The following is a 20,115-nucleotide window of genomic DNA, read 5'->3' as shown; positions in this document are numbered from 1 at the left end:
GTCCAAGACGGGCGCGAAGGCCCGCGCGCGCAAGGCCCCGAGCGGCGACGCGGAGCTCTTCGACGAGGAGTTCCAGCGCCGCTTGGAGTACCTCGCGATCGTGTCACGCCGCATCTACAACGGGCGCATGCGCGCCGAGCGCCGCTCCAAGAAGACTGGCGCGGGCATCGAGTTCGCGGACCACCGCGAGTACGTGCCGGGTGACGACTTCCGCTACCTGGACTGGAACGTCTACCAGCGCACCGGGCGCCTGCTGCTGCGCCTGTTCGAGGAAGAGGAAGACCTCTCGGTGTACGTGCTGGTGGACGCCTCACGCTCCATGGGCATGGGCGACCCACCGAAGCTCACCTACGCCAAGCAGCTCGCAGCGGCCTTCGCCTACGTGGCGCTGGCCAACCTGGACCGCGTGTCCGTGCTCACGTTCGACGCGGGCATGAGCGCCCGACTCGCGCCCACGCGCGGCAAGAACCGCATCTTCAAGGTCTTCGACTTCCTGCGCGACGTGCAGGCGAAGGGCGAGACCCACATGGGCGACGCGCTGCGCACCTTCGCGGCACAGAACAAGCGCCGCGGGGTCGCCATCCTGATCAGCGACCTGTACGACCCGGCGGGCTTCGAGGCGGGCATCAACCAGCTGCGCTTCGCCAAGTTCGAGCCCTTCGTGCTGCAGGTCTTCGACCCGGCCGAGGTGCGCCCCGAGCTCAACGGCGACGTGCGCCTGGTGGACCGCGAGACGGGCGAGCACCGCGAGGTGACCATCACGCCGCGCCTGCTCGAGAAGTACGCCGAGGCGCACGCGGCCTACCGCAAACGCATCGAGGACTTCTGCACCCAGAAGCACGTGGCCTACCAGGCCATCGAGACCAGCACCCCCTTCGACGAGGCGGTGCTGGGCGTGCTCCGCCGCGGAGGCTTGCTGGGCTGATGGGCGGCACGGGGCTCACACTCACGGGGCTCACCCTCTCCCAGGTGCTCATGGTGCTGGGGGGCTTCGGCCTGGGCGCGGTCATCCTCTACCTGCTCAAGCTGCGGCGCCGGCGCGTCGAGGTGCCGTTCGTCCGGCTGTGGGAGGACATCCTCGCCGAGAAGCAGACCACGCGCCTGTTCTCGCAGCTCAAGCGCTGGCTCTCGCTGCTGCTGGCCCTGTGCATCATCGCGCTGTTGGCGTTCGCGCTGGGCGACCCCCGCTACGCCGGTGCCACGGCCCAGGGGCGCTCGCTCTTGGTGTTGGTGGACGCGAGCGCGTCCATGTCCGCCACCGATGTCGAGCCCTCGCGCTTCGAGGCCGCCGAGGCCGAGCTGCGACGCTTGATCGACGGGCTCGGGCCCGCCGACCGTTTGCAGATCGCGCAGCTGGACCAGACCGCGACGCCCCTCTCGCCGCTCACCACCGACGCGCGCGTGCTGCGCGACGCCATCGACTCCCTGAGCACCACGCACTTGGGCGCCCAGCTGCGCCCCGGGCTGCACCTGGCGCTGGACGTGCTGCGCGGCCAACCCCGGGCCGAGGTGGTGGTCATCACGGACGGCGGGTTGTCGGCCTCCGCCACCATGGCCGAAGAGCTGCGCGAGGCGGACATCCGGCTGAGCTGGGTGCGCGTGGGTCGCACGGACGACAACGTGGGGCTCTCGGCCTTCGCGGTGCGCCGCTATCCGCTCGACAAGAGCCAGAGCGAGGTGCTGGTGGAGCTGTGGAACCCCACCGACGAGGCCCGTCAGGTGGAGCTGCAGCTCATCGGCGACGGAGAGCCCGTCGACGTGCAGACGCTCTCGCTGGGTCCCACCGAGCGCTTGCGGCGCACCTTCCGCAACGTGTCGGGCGTCGACCGCACATTGGAGGCCCGCCTGGTCACGCGCGAGGGGCTCGACCACCTGGCCGCGGACGACCACGCCTACGCCCGCCTGCCCGAGCGGCGCCGCGCGCGCGTGTTGCTCGTCTCGCGAGGCAACCTCTACCTGCAGGCCGCGCTCGTGCTGGACGAGTACCTCGACGTGGTCGAGGTCACCCCGGACATGTATCCACCGGAGGGCCGCTTCGACGTCGTCCTGTTCGACGCGTGGGTGCCGCCCTCCCCGCCCGAGACGGCCGCGCTCTACCTCTACCCCAAGCCCGACGAGGGCGTGACGGGGCCGTTCGAGATCGTGGAGGAGGTGGCCGCGCCGACCATCGAGCGCGTGGAGCGGCGTCACCCCCTCGTGCGCTGGACGGCGCTGACCGACGTGAACATCGCGTCAGCCCTGCGCGTGCGCACCGAGCGCGGTGACCGCGTGGTGGCTGGCACGGACTCGCTGCCCCTGATGGTCGAGGGGCGCCGCGCTGGCCAGCGCTTCGTGGCGCTCAACTTCGACCCTCGCCAGAGCGACCTGGTGCTGCGCGTCGCGTGGCCGCTGTTCCTGCTCAACACCATCGACTGGTTCGTGCAAGAGGACGCCCGCTACGTCTCCAGCTACTACACGGGCGACACGTGGCACATCCCCGTCCCAGCGGGGGCCACGCAGGCCACCATCGTCGCGCCGGACGAACGGGAGTTCGTGGTGCCCATCGTGGAGGGACGCGCCCTGTTCGCCGGGTCGCGCGCGGGCATCTACACCATCCGCACCGCGGGGGCGGAGGGCGCCGTGACGGAGGACGCGTTCGCCGTGAACGTGGGGCCCGGCGACGAGAGCGAGATTGCCCCCGCCGAGGCGCTGTCCGTCGGGCCCACCACCGCCGGTGAGGTCAGCGCGGGCGCCGCGGGCGTGCGGCGTGAGCTGTGGCTCTACCTGCTGGCCGCGGTGCTCGTCGTGCTGGGCCTCGAGTGGTTCTCGTACCACCGGAGGTACACGGTATGAGCCGGCCTCGCAGCAGCAGTTCCATGAACTGGGGCGTGCTGGCTTTCGCGCTCGTGCTCGTCGGCCTGGCCGCCGCGTACATCGCCCAGCAGGTGTGGCACCACGACCTGACGTGGGAGATGCGCGGCGAGCGCTACGAGTTTCTTGCGTCGCGCGCGCTGGTGGCCCTCAGCCTGATCCCCCTGCTGGGGTGGGTGGCCACGCGCTCCCTCGCGGACCTGCCGCCGCTGCAGAAGTGGCTGGGTGTGCTCTTGCGCGCGGCGCTGATGGCCACCTTGGTGCTGGCCCTGGCGCGCCTCTCGCGCACCACCGACAGCGCGCGCATCAGCACGGTGTTCCTGGTGGACGTGTCGGACTCCGTCACAGACGAGGCCATCGCCGAAGCGCGCGAAAAGGCGCAGGCCGCCTTGTCCGCGCGTGGCGAGAACGACGTCCAGCTGATCACGTTCGCGCAGCACGCGCGGGTCGTGCCGTTGGCGCGTGAGGCGACGGAGCTGCCCGAGACCCTCGAGCGCCACACCGACGCGACGCACCAAGACGCGGGGGCGGGCTCGAACCTCGCCGCCGCGCTGCAGCTGGCCTACGGCCTCTTCCCGCCTGGGCACCTGCGCCGCGCCGTCCTGCTGACGGATGGCGGGCAGACCGAGGGCGACCTGCTGGCCGAGGCCAGCCGCGCGCACGACTTCGACGTGCGCCTCTACCACCACGTGTACACCCAGGGCGCCCCCCACGAGGTCGCCGTACGCGAGGTGAGCGTGCCGGACCAGCTACGCGTGGGCGACCCGTTCCCGGTGCGCGCGCGGGTGTTCTCGAACTACGAAGCCGAGGCACGTGTGCGCCTGTACCAGGGCGAGACGCTCAACGGGCTCGACTCCGTGCGGGATGTCACGCTCACCCCGGGGGACAACGAAATCGAGTTCCAGTCGGTGGTGCGCGTCGCGGGCCCGGTCACATACCGCTTCGAGCTCCAACCACGGGGCGACGACCGCTTCCCGGCCAACAACCGCTTCGAGACCACCGCGGTGGTCCCCGGCAAGCCCACCGTGCTGTACGTGGAGGGCGCGGCGGGGCGTGCCAACTACCTCAGCCGGGCGCTCGCCGCGGGTGACTTCGACGTGGACGTGCGCTCCCCGCGCTCCATCCCCACCAGCCCGCAAGAGCTGGAGCGCTTCGACTTCTTCGTGCTGTCGGACGTGTCTGCCGACGAGGTGTCCATGAGCCAGATGGACGCCATCGAGCGCTACGTGCGCGACCAGGGCGGCGGCTTCATCATGGCTGGCGGCGAGAGCGGCTTCGGCCTCGGCGGCTGGCAGGGGTCGCGCATGGAGCGCATGTTGCCTGTGCGCATGGACGCCGAGCGACGGCGCAACCAGCCCTCGCTCGCGTTGGCGTTGGTCATCGACCGGAGCGGCTCGATGAGCGGCCAGAAGATGGAGCTGGCCAAGGAGGCCGCGCGCGCCACCGCCGAGATGCTGGGCGCCGACGACTACATCGCCGTCGTGGGCTTCGACTCGACGCCCGAGCGCATCGTGCGCATGCAGAGCGCGCGCAACCGGCTGCGCATCGTGCGCGACATCAGCCGCATGACGGCGCGCGGCGGGACCCAGATCTTCCCGGCGCTCGACATGGCCTACCAGGATCTGGCCGTCACCCGTGCGCGCGTGAAGCACGTCATCCTGCTGACCGACGGACAGGCTCCCGAGAGCGGCATCGCGGAGCTCACCCAGGTGATGCGCGCCGAGGGCATCACGGTCACCACCGTCGGCCTCGGCTCGGACGTGAACCGCGTGCTGCTCGAGAGCGTGGCCTCGCTCGGCGGGGGCCGCAGCTACTTCACCAACGACCCCCACAACGTGCCGCGCATCTTCATGCGCGAGACCACGACCGTGGCGCGCTCGGCCGCCGTCGAAGAGTACTTCCAGCCCATGGTGGTGCAGAACGCGGACTTCCTGCGCGGCATCGACATCCGCACGGCGCCCTTCCTGCACGGCTACGTCGCCACACGCCGCAAGCCCACGCCGGCGCAGGTCATCCTGCAGAGCGATCTCGGCGAGCCCATCCTGGCGCGCTGGCGCGTGGGCCTCGGGTGGTCGATGGCCTGGACCAGCGACGTGAAGAACCGCTGGGCCGTGGAGTGGCTGCGTTGGCCTCAGTATTCGCGCTTCTGGACCCAGCTCGTCCGTGAGCACATGCGCCAACGCCGCCGCGAGACCCTCGACATGACCGCCGAGGTGCTGGACGGCGAGGTGCGCGTGACCGTCGATGCCATCGACACGGCGGATCGCTTCATGAACGACCTCGACTCCGTGCTCACCGTCGAGGGCCCGATGGGGGCCCCTGCAGCGCGCGCTGGCGTGGACGACCCTCAAGCGCGCGTGCGCGAAACCCACGCCCTGCGGCAGACCGCGCCCGGTCTCTACGAGGCGCGCTTCCCGCTCGAGCGCTACGGCTCGTTCATGCTCACCGCGCAGCACGAGCGGCAGGGCCGACCCGTGGCGGAGAGCACCGCGCAGCTGGCCAACCCCTACCCGCGCGAGTACCTCAGCTTCGAGCCCAACCGCGCCCTGCTCGACCGCGCGACGGGCGTCACGGGCGGTGGTGCTCTCGACACGATCGAGGCGCTCTTCGACGCTGGCGACGAAACGATTCGGTCGCACGAAGAGCTGTGGCCCAAGCTGCTGTTCGCCGCGCTCGCGCTCTTCTTGCTAGACTTGTTGCTGCGGCGCGTTCGCCTCTTCGATCGAGACTTCCGCCGCGCTTGACTCGCGTTTCGCCATGGTTACCATCGCTGGTCCCGCTGGCCCGGCCCATAGAGGGTGGGGCCCGCAACCGCCCCACTCCTCGGAGCCGATCACGATGAAGAAGAGCGAAATCAACCGCCTGCGCAAGATCCTCGAAGAGAAGCGCGAGAGCGTCATCCGTCGCGCCCGGGAGACCATGGAGAACGACATGGCGCTCGACGTGAACGAGCTCCCCGACGAGATGGATCTGGCCAGCAGCGAGTACATGCAGTCGTTCACGCTCCGTCTGCGCGGCCGTGAGCGCGTCCTGCTCCAGAAGATCGACGTCGCGCTGAAGAAGATGGACACGGACGAGTACGGCATGTGCGTCGAGTGCGAAGAACCGATCTCGGTCAAGCGCCTCGAGGCCCGCCCCGAGACCGAGCTGTGTATCCGCTGCAAGGAAGACCAGGAGCGTCAAGAGCGAGACTTCACGTGAGCTCGCCGGGCTCGGGGAGCGCCCAGGCGGTCGATCGCGCGCTCGTCGCCGCCCGCTTCGTGGCCGCCCTCGACTCTCACGACCTCGCCAGGGTCGCCGACGCGCTCCGAGCGGACGCGGTCTGGCGTCAGCCTGATGGGAGCGAGGCCAAGGGCCGTGAAGCCATCCTCGCGTCGCTGGGCAAGAGGGCGACTCGTCTCACGCAGGAAGGGCCGCTCCGCGTGACGCGCGGCACGGAGGTCGCGTACGTCTGCCAAGAGGGGCTCGCCGATGCGGCTGAGACCAGTGATGGATCCCGCGCGGCGCGCATCGACGTCATCGACGTGGACGCGACAGGCCGTGTCGGGACGTGGCTCACGGTAGGCGGTGTGGGCGCCGCTGCGCCTCAGAGCGGCTCGGAGGCGGACGCGCTCCAGCGCTACGTGGAGCACGTGGGGAGAGGCGACGCACAGGCCGTGCTCCAGCTCTTCGGATCGGCGTGCGATGTGGAGGACCCCGTCGGCACCCCGATCCACGCCGGCCGCGCCGCCGTGGAGAAATTCTACGAGAGCGGTCTGGCCGCTATCACCGGGACGCAGCTGCTCGGCCCCCCAGTCGTGTCGCCGGGGGTGGCGGCCGTGCCGTTCCGCGTCGAGCTCGATCTCGGGGGACGATCGCTGGCGCTGGAGGTCATCGACGTGATGCGGTTCGATGACGACGGACTTTTCAGCTCCATGCGGGCCTTCTGGGGCCGGGGCAACCGACACGAACGCTGATCAGGTGCCGCCAGCGCCAATTTTGGCACCCGGTGCCAAAACGCGTCGCATTGGAAAGGGGATCGTTACAAACCAGCGCAACACTGGTACAGTGGCGGGGTCGTTCGCTTTTTGAGAGGCGCACCTATGCGTAAGCCAAGCACACCGCTCTTCCAAACCCTCCTCACCCTCGCTTTATTCGCGACGCTGTTCTCCGCATGTGCACAAAGGGGCACCCCCCGACCCGGATGCGGGAGGGGAGGAAGACGCGGGTTCCGACATGGGCGGGGGGACCGACATGGGCGCCGACGCTGGGGTGGACTCCGGCCCTCAGACGGGGCTCTGTCAAGAGTGCGTGGCGGACGACCAGTGCCCCGAGGGATCCGAGTGTGTGCCCTTCGGGGAAGCGACCCTCTGCCTCGAGCGCGTGGCCAACGAGTTCGCGATCTGCCCGCGCACGTTCGAGGCCGCGGAGCTCGCCACGCGCCCCGGCCGCTACTACTGCCTCCCGACGGAGGGCTGCTGCATCGACGAGGATGACGACGGCTACGGCGAAGGCGTGTTCTGCGACGGGCCGGACTGCAACGACGCGGACGAGCTGGTGCACCCGGACGCGGACGAGCTGTGCAACGGGGACGACGACGACTGCGACACGCTCGCCGACAACATGCCCATCGACTGCGTGCAGCAGGGCTGTCGCTTCAACGGGACCCGCTACGAGTCCTCGCCTGGCGCGGCTTGCTCGAACGGGACGTGTGAGCAAGTCACGGTGACGAGCTGTGGGCGCTACACGTGCATCGGCGGCATGGAGAACGGCGACGTCTGCGCCGGCAGCTGCGAGGTGAACGGCGTCGAGAACGACGACCTGTGCATCGAGTCCGCGCACTGCGACGCGGGCGTCTGTGTGGACGACCTCCCCGACGGCAGCGCATGCACCGTCGACAGCGACTGCCGAACGAACCACTGCGAGAACGGGTTCTGTTGCTCGGGCGGGACGTGCTGCGCGCAGGACTCGAACTGCCCTGGCTACCCAGGCGTCGGCGTGATCTGCAGCGACCGGCCCATGTGCCAGGGAACGATCGGTTCCGTGAGCTGCGGAGCGGACTTCCAGTGCGTGGCGCTCAACGGGGCGCCGAACGACTCGGGCTGCACCAGCAGCATCGAGGCCAGCAACTGCGGTCCGTACCCGTCCGTGTTCTGTGCGGGCACGACCGACCAGACCGCGCCGTCCTGCGCGACGTCGTGCAATGTCGACGCAGACTGCGACGCCAACGCCCACTGTGACAACAACCTGTGCCTGCTCGACCTCCCGGACGGCAACGCGTGCGACGAGAACTCGGACTGCACGTCGTCGCACTGCCAGAACAACTTCTGCTGCTCCGGCGGCGACTGCTGCGCGATGGCTTCTCAGTGCCCCGCATCGTACAGCTCGGCGTCGGTGTGCACGGACGCGGCAACCTGTCAGGGCACGCGCTCCGACGCGACCTGCGTCGCGAACGTGTGCGGCACCATGGCGGGCATCCAGGACGACACGGGCTGCGGGACCATGACCGTCGCCGACACCTGCGCGTCCTTCCCCTCGGTGTTCTGCAATGGCATGCCCACCCAAACTCGCCCCCCCTGCGGCTCGACCTGCACGCTGGACAGCCAGTGCGACATGGGCTCCCACTGCGACAGCGTGTGCATCCCCAACATTCCGGACGGTGGAGTGTGCGACGAGGACTCGGACTGTGTCGCAGGGCACTGTCAGAACGGGTACTGCTGTGCGTCCGGCGTGTGCTGCTCGACGGCGGCCAACTGCCCGGCCAGCTTCCGGTCGCCCAGCGCATGCGGCAACACCACGACGTGTCAGGGCACCCGGTCGGACGCCACCTGCACCATGTCGCAGTGCGGCACGGTCGCGGGTGTCCCGGACGACTCCGGCTGCAACACGTCCAGCGTGTCGAGCAACTGCGGCACGTACCCGTCCGTCACGTGCAACGGCGCGGTCGACCAGACGGCGCCCGTGTGCGCCACGTCCTGCACCGTGGACGGCGACTGCGACGCGAACGCCCACTGCGACAACGGCCAGTGTCTCTTGGACGTCGCCAACGGCGAGGTGTGTGACGAGAACTCGGACTGCACGTCGTCGCACTGCATGAACGGCTTCTGCTGCGCGTCCGGCGACTGCTGCGCGACGCCCACGAACTGCCCCGCCAGCTACCGTTCGGCGGCGACGTGCACCACGCAGTCGACGTGTCAGGGCCCCCGCACGGACGCGACGTGTAGCAACAACCAGTGTGGCACGACGGCACCCATCGACGACGACCGCGGCTGCACGGCCGGTTCCATGGCCCTCGACTGCGACCTGAACCCACCTCAGTACTGCACCGGGACCGAGACCCAGGTGCCCCCGGTGTGCGCGGCTGCGTGCACACAGGACAGCGAGTGCATCGCGTCGGCGCACTGCGACACCACGTGCGTCGCGGACCTGCCCAACGGCTCGAGCTGCGACGAGGACTCGGACTGCATCGCGGGTCACTGCGCCAACGGGTTCTGCTGCGCGACAGGCGACTGCTGCTCGACCGCGGCCAACTGTCCGGCGAGCTACAGCACCGCGCCCGTGTGCAACACGGCCGCGACCTGCCAGGGCACGCGCTCGAACGCGACCTGCAGCGCGTCGAACCAGTGCGGAACCATCTCCGGCGTCGAGGACGACAGCGCTTGCGACAACCTGGTGGTCGCGAACACCTGTGGTTTCTTCCCGAGCGTGACGTGCAACGGGCAGCCGGTGCAGGCGCCGCCCACGTGCAGCACGGGGTGTACGACCGACGCGGACTGCGACGCGAACGCTCACTGCGACGGCGGCCTGTGCCTCCCCGACCTGACGGACGGCAACTCCTGCGACGAGGCGTCCGACTGCATCTCGGGTCACTGCCAGAACGACCGCTGTTGCGCGAGCGGCGACTGCTGCTCGACCGCGAGCAACTGCCCCGCGAGCTACCGGTCCGCGCCGCTCTGTAGTGATCCGGCGACGTGTCAGGGCTCCCGCTCCGATGCGGTGTGCGCAGGCAACATCTGCGGCACCACCACCAACGTCCCCGACGACACGGCCTGCAACGCAGGCGTCTTGGCGAGCTCCTGTGGTCCCTACCCCAGCCGGTTCTGCAACGGCCTCGCGTCGCAGGTGGCCCCGGTGTGCGGCAGCAGCTGCAGTGGCAACGGCGACTGCGACGTGGACGCTCACTGCAGCGGTGGCCTGTGCGTGCCCGACCTACCGGACGGTGGGTCGTGCAGCGGGCTGGGCGCCGCGGCGTGCACCAGCGGCATCTGCAACAACGGCTTCTGTTGCTCGGGCGGCACCTGCTGCTCCACCGCGACGGACTGTCCGGGATCCTTCCGCCGGAGCCCGGCCTGCGACAACGCCGCGATGTGCCAGGGCACGCGCGACGACGCCGCTTGCGTGGCCTTCTCCTGCGCCACGGTGCCCAACGTGCCGGACGACACGGCCTGCTCGGCGGTGACGGTGGCGAACCTGTGCGGCCCCTACCCGACCGTGTTCTGCAACGGCGCGGCGGACCAGATGGCCCCGGCTTGCTCGGCCATGTGCTCCGCCGATGGAGACTGCGACGCGAACGCGCACTGCGACTCCAACCTGTGCACACCAGACCTCGCGGACGGCAGCACGTGCGACGAGCCCTCGGACTGCGTCTCCGGTCACTGCAGCAACAACCGCTGCTGCTCGGGCGGTGTCTGCTGTTCGTCGGCCGCCGAGTGTCCGGCCGCCATGTTCACGGTGGCCCCCGTCTGCGACACCGCCGCCGCGTGCGACGGTCACCGTAACGACGCGGTCTGCAGCGGCTTCGTCTGCAGCATGTCGCCCGAGATCGACGACGACAGCGCGTGTACGGCGGGGACCCTCGCGAACGCCTGCGGAACGTACGCCGACCGCTTCTGCAACGGGTCGGCGACACAGTCTGCGCCGGCGTGTGGCACCAGCTGCACGAACGACTCGCAGTGCGACACCAGCGCGAACTGCATGGGCGGCATGTGCGTGTCGGACGGCGCCAACGGCGACGCCTGCAGCGCGAACAGCCAGTGCATGAGCAACCACTGCCAGAACGGCTTCTGCTGCGCGACCGGGGACTGCTGCTCCACCGCCAGCGACTGTGGCGGCTATGGCAGCGCCCCCGCCTGCGACTCACCGTCGACCTGCCAGGGCACGCGCGACGACGCCGTCTGCACCGCCGCCAAGCAGTGCAGCACGACCGCCAACGTCCCGGACGACAGCGCGTGCACGTCCGGCACCCTCGCCAACGGGTGCGGCAACTACACCAACCTGATGTGCAACGGGGCGGTCTCGCAGACGGCGCCGATGTGCCCGTCTTCCTGCACCAACAGCTCGCAGTGCGACGCGGGCGCGTTCTGTGGCATGGGCATCTGTCAGCCCCTCCGCACGCAGGGTCAGACGTGCTCCATCACGTCGGACTGCGCGGGCGGCCTCGCGTGCGCAGACGGCGTGTGCTGCAACAACTCCTGCGGCGGCCTGTGCATGGCCTGCAACGTCGCCGGCAACGTGGGCACCTGCTCCCCCATCCCTGCGGGCCAGGACCCCATCAACGAGTGCGGGATGGTGCCCTGCACGGGCTGGTTCTCGGGCTGGGGCGGAACCAACTCGGACCAGTGCTTCACAGCACAGAACGCGCCGGCCACGGCCGTGGACTGCAACGGTGCCGGCGGATGTGAGGGGGCGCCGCAGGTCTGTCCCGCGCAGCCACCCAGCACGATGGTCCTCGACTGTGACAACCTGTGTCAGGCCAAGAACACGTCGACGTGCGTGAACCAGGTCGCGCCCGTGTGTAACTCGGTCACGCCGAGCCCGGCCAACCAGACATGCAACCTGGGCGTCTGCACGCAGAGCCTCGCACGCTGTATGGGCGGCGTACCCCAGAACTGCCCGATCCCCAGCTCGCACCCGAGCTACAACCCGAACGACATCTGCGACGGTCTGGACAACGACTGTGACGGCATGGTGGACGACGGAGCGGTGGCCCTGTGCAACCTCCCCAACGCGAACGAGTCGTGCGGCGGCATGAGCGGGTGTCAGGTCGCCTCGTGCACGAACGGCTACCTGGACGCGAACTCCACGGCCTCCGACGGTTGTGAGTGCTTGCCCGAGAGCATCTCGGTGAACAGCTGCGCGGCGGCGACGTCGGCTGCCATCCAGTACACCCTCACCGAGGGGATGTCCGGCACCATCACGGGCAACCTCGATCTCATGGCCGATGGCGACTGGTACCGGGTGGTCATGAACAACTCGGCGACTGAGGGCTACCGCCCGCAGGTGACGTTCACAGGAACCGTCAGCAGCGACGTGGTGTTCGACGTGTACCAGAACGACTGCTCGACGCTCGCCCAGCACACGGGCCGCGCCGGCACCTCCTGCTTGGGCACGAGTGGCCAGCCTCGCAACATCACGCAGTACGACTTGAACGCCAACGAACGCACCACGGAGTGCGCGCCAGCGGGCAGCAACGGGACGGCCTGCAACAGCGCGCCGAGCCGGACGTTCTTCATCCACGTGCACCGCGCTCAGTCGTTGGCCCCAACCTGCACGCCCTACACGCTCCAGGTGCGGAACGGCACCTGAGCCCCTCGCGAACGGTGGCCGGCCGATGGGAGCGCCCCGTCGGCCGGGCGCGTTCGCGCTACACGTCGCGGGGGCGGCCTGCGGGGAGCGCACCGGCGCGTACGCTGGCAACCCTGGGGGCCCAGCGCGCGCGGCTCGAGCGACAGCGTCCGAGTTCCGCGGCGCTGGGGGGCACGGCGCCCGTGGCGCGACGCGTCGCTTCCGCCGCGATCAGTGAACGGACGCGCGCGTGGTGCCGGAGGAGGAGGCCTCGTGTGCCTCGTCTTGGGGGAGCTCGATGCGAAAGGTGGTGAGTCCGGGCTGGCTCTCCACGGCGATGCTCCCCCCGTGATCACTGACGATGCTGTGGACGATGGCGAGACCGAGACCCGTCCCCCCCTGCTTGCCGTGGGTCGTGAACGACTCGAACAGACGGGAGCGGATCTCCTCGGGCACACCGGGCCCGTTGTCGGAGAACGCGATGCACAGCGCGCCGTTCGAGCCGCGGGAGACCGTGAGGACGCAGCGCCCCTCGAGTCCGCGCGTCGCAGAGATCGCCTCCGCAGCGTTGCGCGCCAGGTTGTGCAGCGCGCGCAGGACCTTCGTCTCGTCGAAGTATGCCGTGCCCCGCTCCTCGAGCCGCAGGTCGAGGGCGATCCCACGCGGCTCCAGCTCGCGACGGAGCTGCTCGGCCGCCTCTTCGAAGAACTTGTAGACGTAGACCTTGCGGATCCAGATGGTGCGCTCCCCCCGGGCGAACGCGAGGGTCTCCTTGGTCATCACGTTGAGGAGGTCGACCTGGCGTTGGATGGTCTGCGCGTACTCGGCGCGCCTGTCGGCGTCCCCCTCTTTGCTGAGCAGCTTCGCGTAACCTTGGATGACCGTGAGGGGGGTCTTGAGGTCATGGAGAACGCTCGAGAGGAACTGCCCGATGGTGCTGAGGCGCTGCTCCCGAGCGCGGCGTTCACGGCCGCGCGCCTGCGTGATGGCCGTGGAGATGTGGCCCGCGATGACGGTGGCCAGCTTCACGTCGTCCTCCGTGAACGCCTCGCTCCCCGCAGCCTTGTTGAGCAGCTCCACCGCGCCGATGCCGTCGTCCCAGCGTAGCGGCACACACAGCAACGAGCGCGGGTGGTAGCCCACCTTCTCCGAGATGTTGCGGCTGTGGCGCTGGTCCGCGTCGACGTCGTTGACCACCTGATGCTGTTGGTGCTGAGCGACCCACCCGCAGATCCCCTGCCCCGCCTTGATGCGCAGACGCTTGATGGCCTCGGGCTCGCCTCCGACGGCAGCGCGGAAGCGGAGATCTCCCGTGTCCGAGTCGGCCAGCAAGATGGACGCAGCCTCGGCGTTCACGGCGCGCATCGTCCGCGCCAGCACGCCCTCGAGGAGCTCGTCGAGCTCCGTCGCGCTCGCCGACACCTGCGCGATCTCGAACAGGACGTCGAGCTCGCGGACCTTCTGCTGGAGCTTCTCCTGTGCCTCCAGCAGCTCGATGTTCTTGCCGATCATCGACAAGAACAGCTTGGAGTTCTCGATGGAGACGGCGGCCTGGCTGGCGAGAGCGCCCAGCAGCGCCTCGTCCTCGACGCTGAAGTAGCCCTCGCCCGACTTGTTGAGGCACTGCACGACGCCGATGATGCGGCCGTGGTGGTTCTTCATGGGGACGCACACCGTGGAGCGGGTGCGGTAGCCCGAGCGGCGGTCCCACTCCGCATCGAACCGAGGGTCCTGATACGCGTCCTTGATGTTGAGGGTCTTGCCGGTCAGCGCGACGGTGCCTGCGAGGCCATCACCCACGCGCAGCCGGATCTCGAGCCAGCGCTCCCCCTGCGCCACCTTGGACCAGAGTTCGTTGGTGTCCTCGTCGAGGACGTACAGCGTGCTCCGATCCGCCTCCATCGCCTCGGAGATGCGGTCGACCACCAACGTCAGCAGCTCTTGCAGGTCGAGGGTGGAGCCCAACGCAGCGCCGACGTCCTGGAGCGCCTTCAGCTTGCGCTGCTCACGCTTCACGGACGCACGCAGGGCGTCTACGTCGAGACCATCGGGCACGAACCCGAGTCTGGCCCAGCTGGGCCCTTGCGATCAATCGCTACGGCGACCAGAGCGGTCGCCGGGCACGGGGGCGCTTCAGAAGCCGCGGCGCATCTGCGCCCGATCACCGACCTCCACCGCCCGGATCGACGTCGTCATCATCACGGTGCAGGTGTGTTCACGCACCTGCACCACGCGGGCCTCGGCCACGACCTCGTCCGGGTACTCGTCCGGGCGCTCCGTGTCGGGGACGGTCTCACCGAGATCCGTCCGGTGCCCGGGGCGGCTCGCGCGCCACTCGTCGCCCGCGCGGACGATGGAGAAACGGTTTCCCAGCTCGACCCCTTCGGCGCTGCCCTTGTCCAGAAACCCGAGCTGCTGGTCCGCAAGGAACACGGTGGGCTGGAGGAGCGCGACGATCGTCGCGTCGACGTCCGTCGCGTTCACGCGGGGCGGCACCACGGAGAAGTTCCTGTCGATCTCGGCGATCAGGAAGCCGCGCTCGATGGGCTCCAGAGACTCCGTGATGGTCGCGCGCCCGAGCTGGCGGTCGGCGTCGTAGTCAGTCAGTCGCACCGTGCCGAGCACGCGCACGAGGACGCCGCTGTCGTTGTCCGAGCGCTCACCATTGCGGATGTTGCGGTAGACGGTGTAGCTGCGGCCCGGCGTTGGCGTCACCCCCTCCCCGAAGCGGACGTAGACCTCGTCGTACTCGGTGAGGAGCATCTGGTCTTCGCGTGATCCCACGATCACGCCGGAGCGCTCGCGCGCCTCGGTGTCCAAGTAGCCCTGGTCGCGCAGCCAGATGGTCCCGCCGGCGACGCGGGGCCGGCGCTGAATCGTCGGCGAAGACGCGTCGACCACGCCGCCCGGCCGAAGCCGCACGTGGTCACTCGGGTAGATCCAGTGTGGGTTCGTGATCTCGGGGTTGTAGGACCAGATGCGCGGCCACTCCCACGGGTTGCCGTGATACCGGCCCGAGATGTCCCACAACGTATCCCCGGTGCGAACCACGTGGACGTCCGGGACCGGGCCTCCGCCGCCGACGACGCGTACGCTCTGACGCTGAGCCCGCACGATGCCGGTCGAGATCGAGACCCATGTCACTGGGGCGCCAAGCAACGCGAGGACGAGCGCGATACGGCGATAGGACTTCATGACGCTTCCTCCCGCGATGCGATGCGCGCCGCGACGGTGTCCGGGTACTCCTGCTGCACCCGCTGAAACAGAGCCCTGGCGCGACCTGTGTCGCCGCTGCGAGCGTGGCACAGACCCATCTTGAGCAGCGCGTCCGCGACCTTCGAGTGGCCGCCGTGACGCTGCACGAACACCTCGAACGCGTGGAGGGCGTCGCGGTATCGTCGCTGTGCGTAGAGAGCCTCCGCGCGCCAGTAGCGCGCATTGGCCGCGTAAGGATGCTGGGCGTGGGTCGCCAGGAAGGAGTCGAAGCCCTCGACCGCCTGCGCGTATTCGCGGTCTCGGAGCATCCCGAGCGCCGCCCGGTACGAGACGACGGCGACGTCGGGAGCCTGCACGCGCGGCTCGGGCGCGACTGGGGTGAGGGCTCCACCCGCCGCGACGGTCGCCGGGAGCGGCGCGCCAAATGACGGCGGGGGGGCGCTCGGCGGGTTCACGGGAATCGGCGGCACGGGGACCTCCGGTCCCTGCGTGGTCGGCAGCGGTGCGCGCTCGGCGCTCGGCGCGAAGCCTGGTGGCGCCGCCCCCTCCGGGATGACCGTGGTCGGGATGTCGGCGCTCGGAACGCCACGCACGCGCAGAACTGGACGCGGACCATCCCCACGAGGGGTCTCGTCGACGACCACCTCGCCGGCGTCGGGCTCGATCCACGCTGCGCCGCCGTCGGTGTCGCTGCTGCCGGAGAACTGAGAGGGCACAGCCCCGTCATCGGCCGCGGCACCATTCGCCCGGATGCTGATGGTCGCTACGCGCTGGGTCGCCTGGGCCGTCCGCAGAGACTCGGCCTCGCTGCGGGCAAGCGCGAGCTCGCTACGCAGGGCACGAATCTCTTCGTCCTGCTGTCGCCGCGCCTCCTCCAGCTCGGCAATCTGCGCGTCCGCACCGTCGGGCACGGTCCCACCACGCCGAGCAGAGGTGGCGCCGCAGCCAGTGCCGAGCGCGAGGAGGAGCGCAAGTGCGAGAAGTCGAGTCACGTTGATCCCGAGGCAGCCGCCGGGCCACCTGGGAGACATCGTAAGGACTGCGCGCCGGGCCCGTCAAAAAAGCGCGGCGGCACATCGGGCCGCAGGCTGCGCGCCCGTCACGCGCCGACGACGGGACCGATGCCACGGAAGCGTGCGTAGCGCTGCGCGACGAGCTCTGGTCCCGGCAGCCCGTCCAGCTCCGCGAGATGCTGGCGCAGCGCCTCGCCCAGCGCTTGGGCGGCTTGTGTGGGGTCGCGATGGGCCCCGCCTGGCGGCTCTCGGACGAGCTCGTCGACAATGCCGTTCTTCAGCGCGTGCGAAGCGAGCAGCTTCAATTGCTCGGCCGCCTTGGGTGCCTCGGCCCCGTCTCGCCAGAGGATGGACGCGCAGCCCTCCGGCGTGATGACACTGTAGGTGGCGTACTCGAGCATGAGGACGCGGTTGGCCACGCCGAGACCCAGCGCGCCACCCGACCCCCCCTCCCCGATGACCGTGGCCACCACGGGCACGGGCAACCTCGACATGCTGAGCAGCGCTTGGCCGATCGCCTCGCCTTGCCCGCGCTCCTCGGCGCCGATCCCGGGATAGGCCCCGGGGGTGTCGATGAACGTGAACACGGGGCGGCCGAAGCGACCCGCCAGCTCCATGATGCGCACCGCCTTTCGGTACCCCTCGGGGTGGGCCATACCGAAGTTGCGACGCACCTTCTCCTTCGTGGTGCGCCCCTTCTGGTGGCCGATGACGGCGACGGCCCGCCCATCGAGGCGCGCGAAGCCGCTGACGATGGCTGGGTCGTCCGAGAACGCGCGGTCCCCGTGCAGCTCCAGGAAGTCGTCGAAGATGGCCCCCAAGTAGTCCAGGAAGTACGGCCGCTCGGGGTGCCGGCTGAGCTGGACCTTCTGCCACTCGCTGAGCTCTGCGTACAGCTCGCGCTGAAGGCTCTGTGCGTGGGACAGGAGCGCGTTGACCTCGGCGGAGACGTCATCGCCTGGTCCTGCCGCCGCACGCAGCTCCTGGATGCGCCGCTCCAACTCCACCAGCGGTTTCTCGAAGTCGAGGTGTGCCACGCCGTAGAGGTAGCTTGGATACGCGGCGGCGGCTAGCGGAGAAGAGGCCGAGGTCGCTCACTACGCGGACCCGGACGAGCTGCCACACCGTGTCACGAGCCCCTCTGGTGGCCACACTGGAGAGCACCACGTGACGCGGCTTCCGGGCGGCGCCCCTGCGGCCCGCGTTGGCCACCACGCCGCGCCCGGCTCAGCTGCTGGCCGTACGGTCGTCCCAGCCCTGGAGCGGCTTGGCGCGCAGCACGTTGTACACCTGCAGCGGCTTGGCCTTGCCCTTGGCCTGGATCTCACGCGGAGGATCGAACTCGAAGTAGTCCTTGACCTCGTTGTAGGTCCACTCGCTGATCAGACATTCCCCTGCCGCAGCGTGTGAACACAGTCGGGCCCCGACGTTCACCGAGTCACCGATGACCGTGTACTCGAGCGCCTTGGAGCTGCCGAGGTAGCCCGCGACGACCTCGCCCGTGTTGATGCCGATGCCGATACGGATGGGCTGCTTGCCCTCGGCGCTGCGTCGCTCGTTGAGCTGGTCCAGCACCTGGTACATCTCGAGGGCGGTGCGCACGGCGCGCACGGCGTCGTCCCCGTAGGACACCGGCGCACCGTAGAGCGCCATGATCTCGTCCCCGACGAACTTGTCGAGGGTGCCCTGGTACTTGAAGATGATGTCCACCATCAGCTCGAAGTACTCGTTGAGCATGTCCACCATCTCACGCGCCGGGATGGCCTCGCTCATGGAGGTGAAGCCGCGAATGTCGCTGAAGAGGACGGTCGTGGGGCGCGCCTCGCCGTACTTCTTGACCTCGACCTTGCCCAGCAGCACCTGCTCGGCGATGGCAGGCGAGAGCAGGCGCTGGAAGCGCTCGCGCGTGACGGCCTCGGCCTCGAGGCGCTGCGCGAAGAGGCTGTTCTGGATGGCGATGGCGGCCTGGTTCGCGACGTTCTGGAAGAGCTGCAGGTCCTTCTCGTTGAACGCGTTCGCTGCGATCTGCGAGTCCAGCAACATGATGCCGAACACCTCGCCAGCGTGCAGCAGTGGCACCGCCATGCTGGAGCGGATGCCCTGCATGATGATCGAGTGCGCCCCGGAGAAGCGCGAGTCCACGGAGGCGTCGCTCGAGAGGACGGCGGCCTTGTCCCGCAGGACCTGGTCGATGATGGTGGTGGACAGCACCACCTCCTCGCCTTCGGCCTGCTGGCGCTTCGTCTGCACGCAGCGCGGCGTGAGCTCCTTGTTGTCGTCGTACAGCAGAATCACGCCACGATCGGCGGGCAGGATCTGGAACGCCGCCGCGAGGATCTTGGTCAGCAGCTTGTCCACGTCGAGCTCGACCCCGATGGCCCGCATCATCTCGTAGCTGACGCGCAGCTTCTCGTAGTCCCGCTTCAGCGCCTCGGTATCGTGCACCATGCTGGCCGGCACGAAGGACTGCTCTAGGACGGCATCGAGCTTGGTGCGGATATGGCTCTCGACCATCCCGGGAGCCATCGTGACGGACGCCTGGCGCTTCCTGGGCTGAGCCGCAGCTGCCGCGAGGGCCGTCGCCGCAGCCGCGGAGGTGAGCGCCGAGGGCGGCTGGGCCGGCCTTGCGTCCGAGGGGCGTTGGGGGGCAACGCCGAAGCCGGCTTGCTCGATGGTCTGGTTGCGGGCGGGGGCGGACGGCTCGGGGGCGCCGCCATCCGCGCGGTAGATGATGCGCGTGGAGCCCATCATGATCTCGTCGCCGTCCCGCAGCGGGTGGTCGCCCACGCGCGCGCCGTTCACGAACGTCCCGTTCAACGAGCCCAGGTCGCGCAAGATGTACCCACCATCGACCTGGTCGATGTGGCAGTGCTCCTTGGACACGATCCGGTCGAGCACCTGGTGGGTGTTGTTCGGATGGCGTCCGAGGGTGTTGTGGGCGAGCAATTCACGGTCTTGCTGACCGTCTGCCCCGATGATCGTAATTCTGGCCATGTAAGCGCAAAGCGAGCTGCGAGAGCCGCGATGGTAACGACCGCGGCGGGTGGAAGTAAAGCTGCAAGCGCCACGCGCTCGTTTTCTCGGCGTGAGTCCACGCGACGTGCCATCCGCGCTGCTTCCGGTCCGTCACGCGCACACGAAAAAAGCGGCCCAGGGGGCCGCTCTCTTCCTGCTCTCGGCTTCGACCAAAGGATGAGCCGAAGCTCCGCAGGTCGCGCCGCCCCTGGCTGGGCTCAGGCGCCCTCGGCGGCCTTCGTTTCGGCGATGTAGACGTCGACCGCGTCCTTCACGGGGGTCGCAAACGACACGCGCTGCTTCGCGATTTCGCGCAGGGCCGTGACGGCGGGGCGGTTCTTGCTGGCGACGAGGGCGGGCGCGCCCTTCATGAGCTCACGCGTGCGGCGGGCAGCCAGCACCACCAGGGCGAAACGGTTCTCTTCGTGCTCGAGGCAATCTTCGACGGTGACGCGGGCCATGGATACTCCAGTGATTG

Annotated in this window: 11 protein-coding genes and 1 pseudogene; 6 read left to right on the top strand and 6 right to left on the bottom strand. The window is 69.3% G+C overall.

What is annotated here, in order from left to right; translation table 11 throughout:
* The first annotated feature begins 127 nt into the window (after window positions 1–127).
* The 6 genes from H6726_32110 to H6726_32085 all read left to right on the top strand — a co-directional run bounded on the left by H6726_32110 (window position 128) and on the right by H6726_32085 (window position 12,414).
* Window positions 128–925, top strand: coding sequence for a DUF58 domain-containing protein (locus tag H6726_32110; protein ID MCB9662328.1), 798 nt, complete (start codon window positions 128–130; stop codon window positions 923–925).
* Window positions 925–2,832: a VWA domain-containing protein gene (locus H6726_32105; GenBank protein ID MCB9662327.1), complete on the top strand. Its 1,908-nt coding sequence runs from the start codon at window positions 925–927 to the stop codon at window positions 2,830–2,832. The genes H6726_32110 and H6726_32105 overlap by 1 nt, the downstream gene beginning before the upstream one ends.
* Complete coding sequence (locus H6726_32100) at window positions 2,829–5,594, top strand: VWA domain-containing protein (protein ID MCB9662326.1); 2,766 nt, start codon at window positions 2,829–2,831, stop codon at window positions 5,592–5,594. The genes H6726_32105 and H6726_32100 overlap by 4 nt, the downstream gene beginning before the upstream one ends.
* A gap of 94 nt (window positions 5,595–5,688) precedes the next feature.
* Entirely contained in the window at window positions 5,689–6,051 is a 363-nt protein-coding gene (locus H6726_32095) for a TraR/DksA C4-type zinc finger protein (protein ID MCB9662325.1), read from the top strand.
* Window positions 6,048–6,806 (top strand): nuclear transport factor 2 family protein, encoded by a 759-nt coding sequence (locus H6726_32090; GenBank protein ID MCB9662324.1) that lies wholly within the window; start codon window positions 6,048–6,050, stop codon window positions 6,804–6,806. The genes H6726_32095 and H6726_32090 overlap by 4 nt, the downstream gene beginning before the upstream one ends.
* Window positions 6,807–7,065: 259 nt before the next feature.
* On the top strand, window positions 7,066–12,414 hold the full coding sequence (locus H6726_32085; protein MCB9662323.1) for a hypothetical protein: 5,349 nt from the start codon (window positions 7,066–7,068) through the stop codon (window positions 12,412–12,414).
* A 210-nt stretch (window positions 12,415–12,624) separates the two neighbouring features.
* Here H6726_32085 and H6726_32080 read toward each other — a convergent pair whose 3' ends face one another.
* The 6 genes and pseudogenes from H6726_32080 to H6726_32055 form a co-directional block, all read right to left on the bottom strand.
* Window positions 12,625–14,448, bottom strand: a complete 1,824-nt coding sequence (locus H6726_32080; protein ID MCB9662322.1) for a GAF domain-containing protein — start codon at window positions 14,446–14,448, stop codon at window positions 12,625–12,627.
* An 861-nt stretch (window positions 14,449–15,309) separates the two neighbouring features.
* Window positions 15,310–15,588, bottom strand: a pseudogene (locus H6726_32075) (LysM peptidoglycan-binding domain-containing protein).
* Window positions 15,585–16,520: a tol-pal system protein YbgF gene (gene ybgF, locus H6726_32070; GenBank protein ID MCB9662321.1), complete on the bottom strand. Its 936-nt coding sequence runs from the start codon at window positions 16,518–16,520 to the stop codon at window positions 15,585–15,587. Before ybgF ends, H6726_32075 begins: the two are co-directional and overlap by 4 nt.
* Window positions 16,521–16,708: 188 nt before the next feature.
* Window positions 16,709–17,659, bottom strand: coding sequence for an acetyl-CoA carboxylase carboxyltransferase subunit alpha (locus H6726_32065; GenBank protein ID MCB9662320.1), 951 nt, complete (start codon window positions 17,657–17,659; stop codon window positions 16,709–16,711).
* Between the two features lie 190 nt (window positions 17,660–17,849).
* Window positions 17,850–19,616 (bottom strand): GAF domain-containing protein, encoded by a 1,767-nt coding sequence (locus H6726_32060; GenBank protein ID MCB9662319.1) that lies wholly within the window; start codon window positions 19,614–19,616, stop codon window positions 17,850–17,852.
* 239 nt (window positions 19,617–19,855) lie between these two features.
* Window positions 19,856–20,098 carry a DNA-directed RNA polymerase subunit omega gene (locus H6726_32055; GenBank protein ID MCB9662318.1) on the bottom strand — a complete coding sequence of 81 codons (243 nt, stop codon included), beginning with the start codon at window positions 20,096–20,098 and terminating at the stop codon, window positions 19,856–19,858.
* Between the last annotated feature and the right edge of the window lie 17 nt (window positions 20,099–20,115).

This window comes from Sandaracinaceae bacterium (genome assembly GCA_020633055.1).
Lineage (GTDB): Bacteria > Myxococcota_A > Polyangia > Polyangiales > Houyiibacteriaceae > JADJJE01.
Note: the sequence above shows the minus strand (reverse complement) of the source record. Positions and strands in the feature narration are given on the sequence as shown.

Excerpts from the sequence above, each read along its gene's own strand:
- H6726_32055 (MCB9662318.1), bottom strand. The coding sequence starts at position 20,098 with ATGGCCCGCGTCACCGTCGAAGATTGCCTCGAGCACGAAGAGAACCGT.
- H6726_32100 (MCB9662326.1), top strand. The coding sequence starts at position 2,829 with ATGAGCCGGCCTCGCAGCAGCAGTTCCATGAACTGGGGCGTGCTGGCT.
- H6726_32095 (MCB9662325.1), top strand. The coding sequence starts at position 5,689 with ATGAAGAAGAGCGAAATCAACCGCCTGCGCAAGATCCTCGAAGAGAAG.
- H6726_32105 (MCB9662327.1), top strand. The coding sequence starts at position 925 with ATGGGCGGCACGGGGCTCACACTCACGGGGCTCACCCTCTCCCAGGTG.
- H6726_32110 (MCB9662328.1), top strand. The coding sequence starts at position 128 with ATGCGCGCCGAGCGCCGCTCCAAGAAGACTGGCGCGGGCATCGAGTTC.
- H6726_32060 (MCB9662319.1), bottom strand. The coding sequence starts at position 19,616 with ATGGCCAGAATTACGATCATCGGGGCAGACGGTCAGCAAGACCGTGAA.
- H6726_32085 (MCB9662323.1), top strand. The coding sequence starts at position 7,066 with ATGGGCGGGGGGACCGACATGGGCGCCGACGCTGGGGTGGACTCCGGC.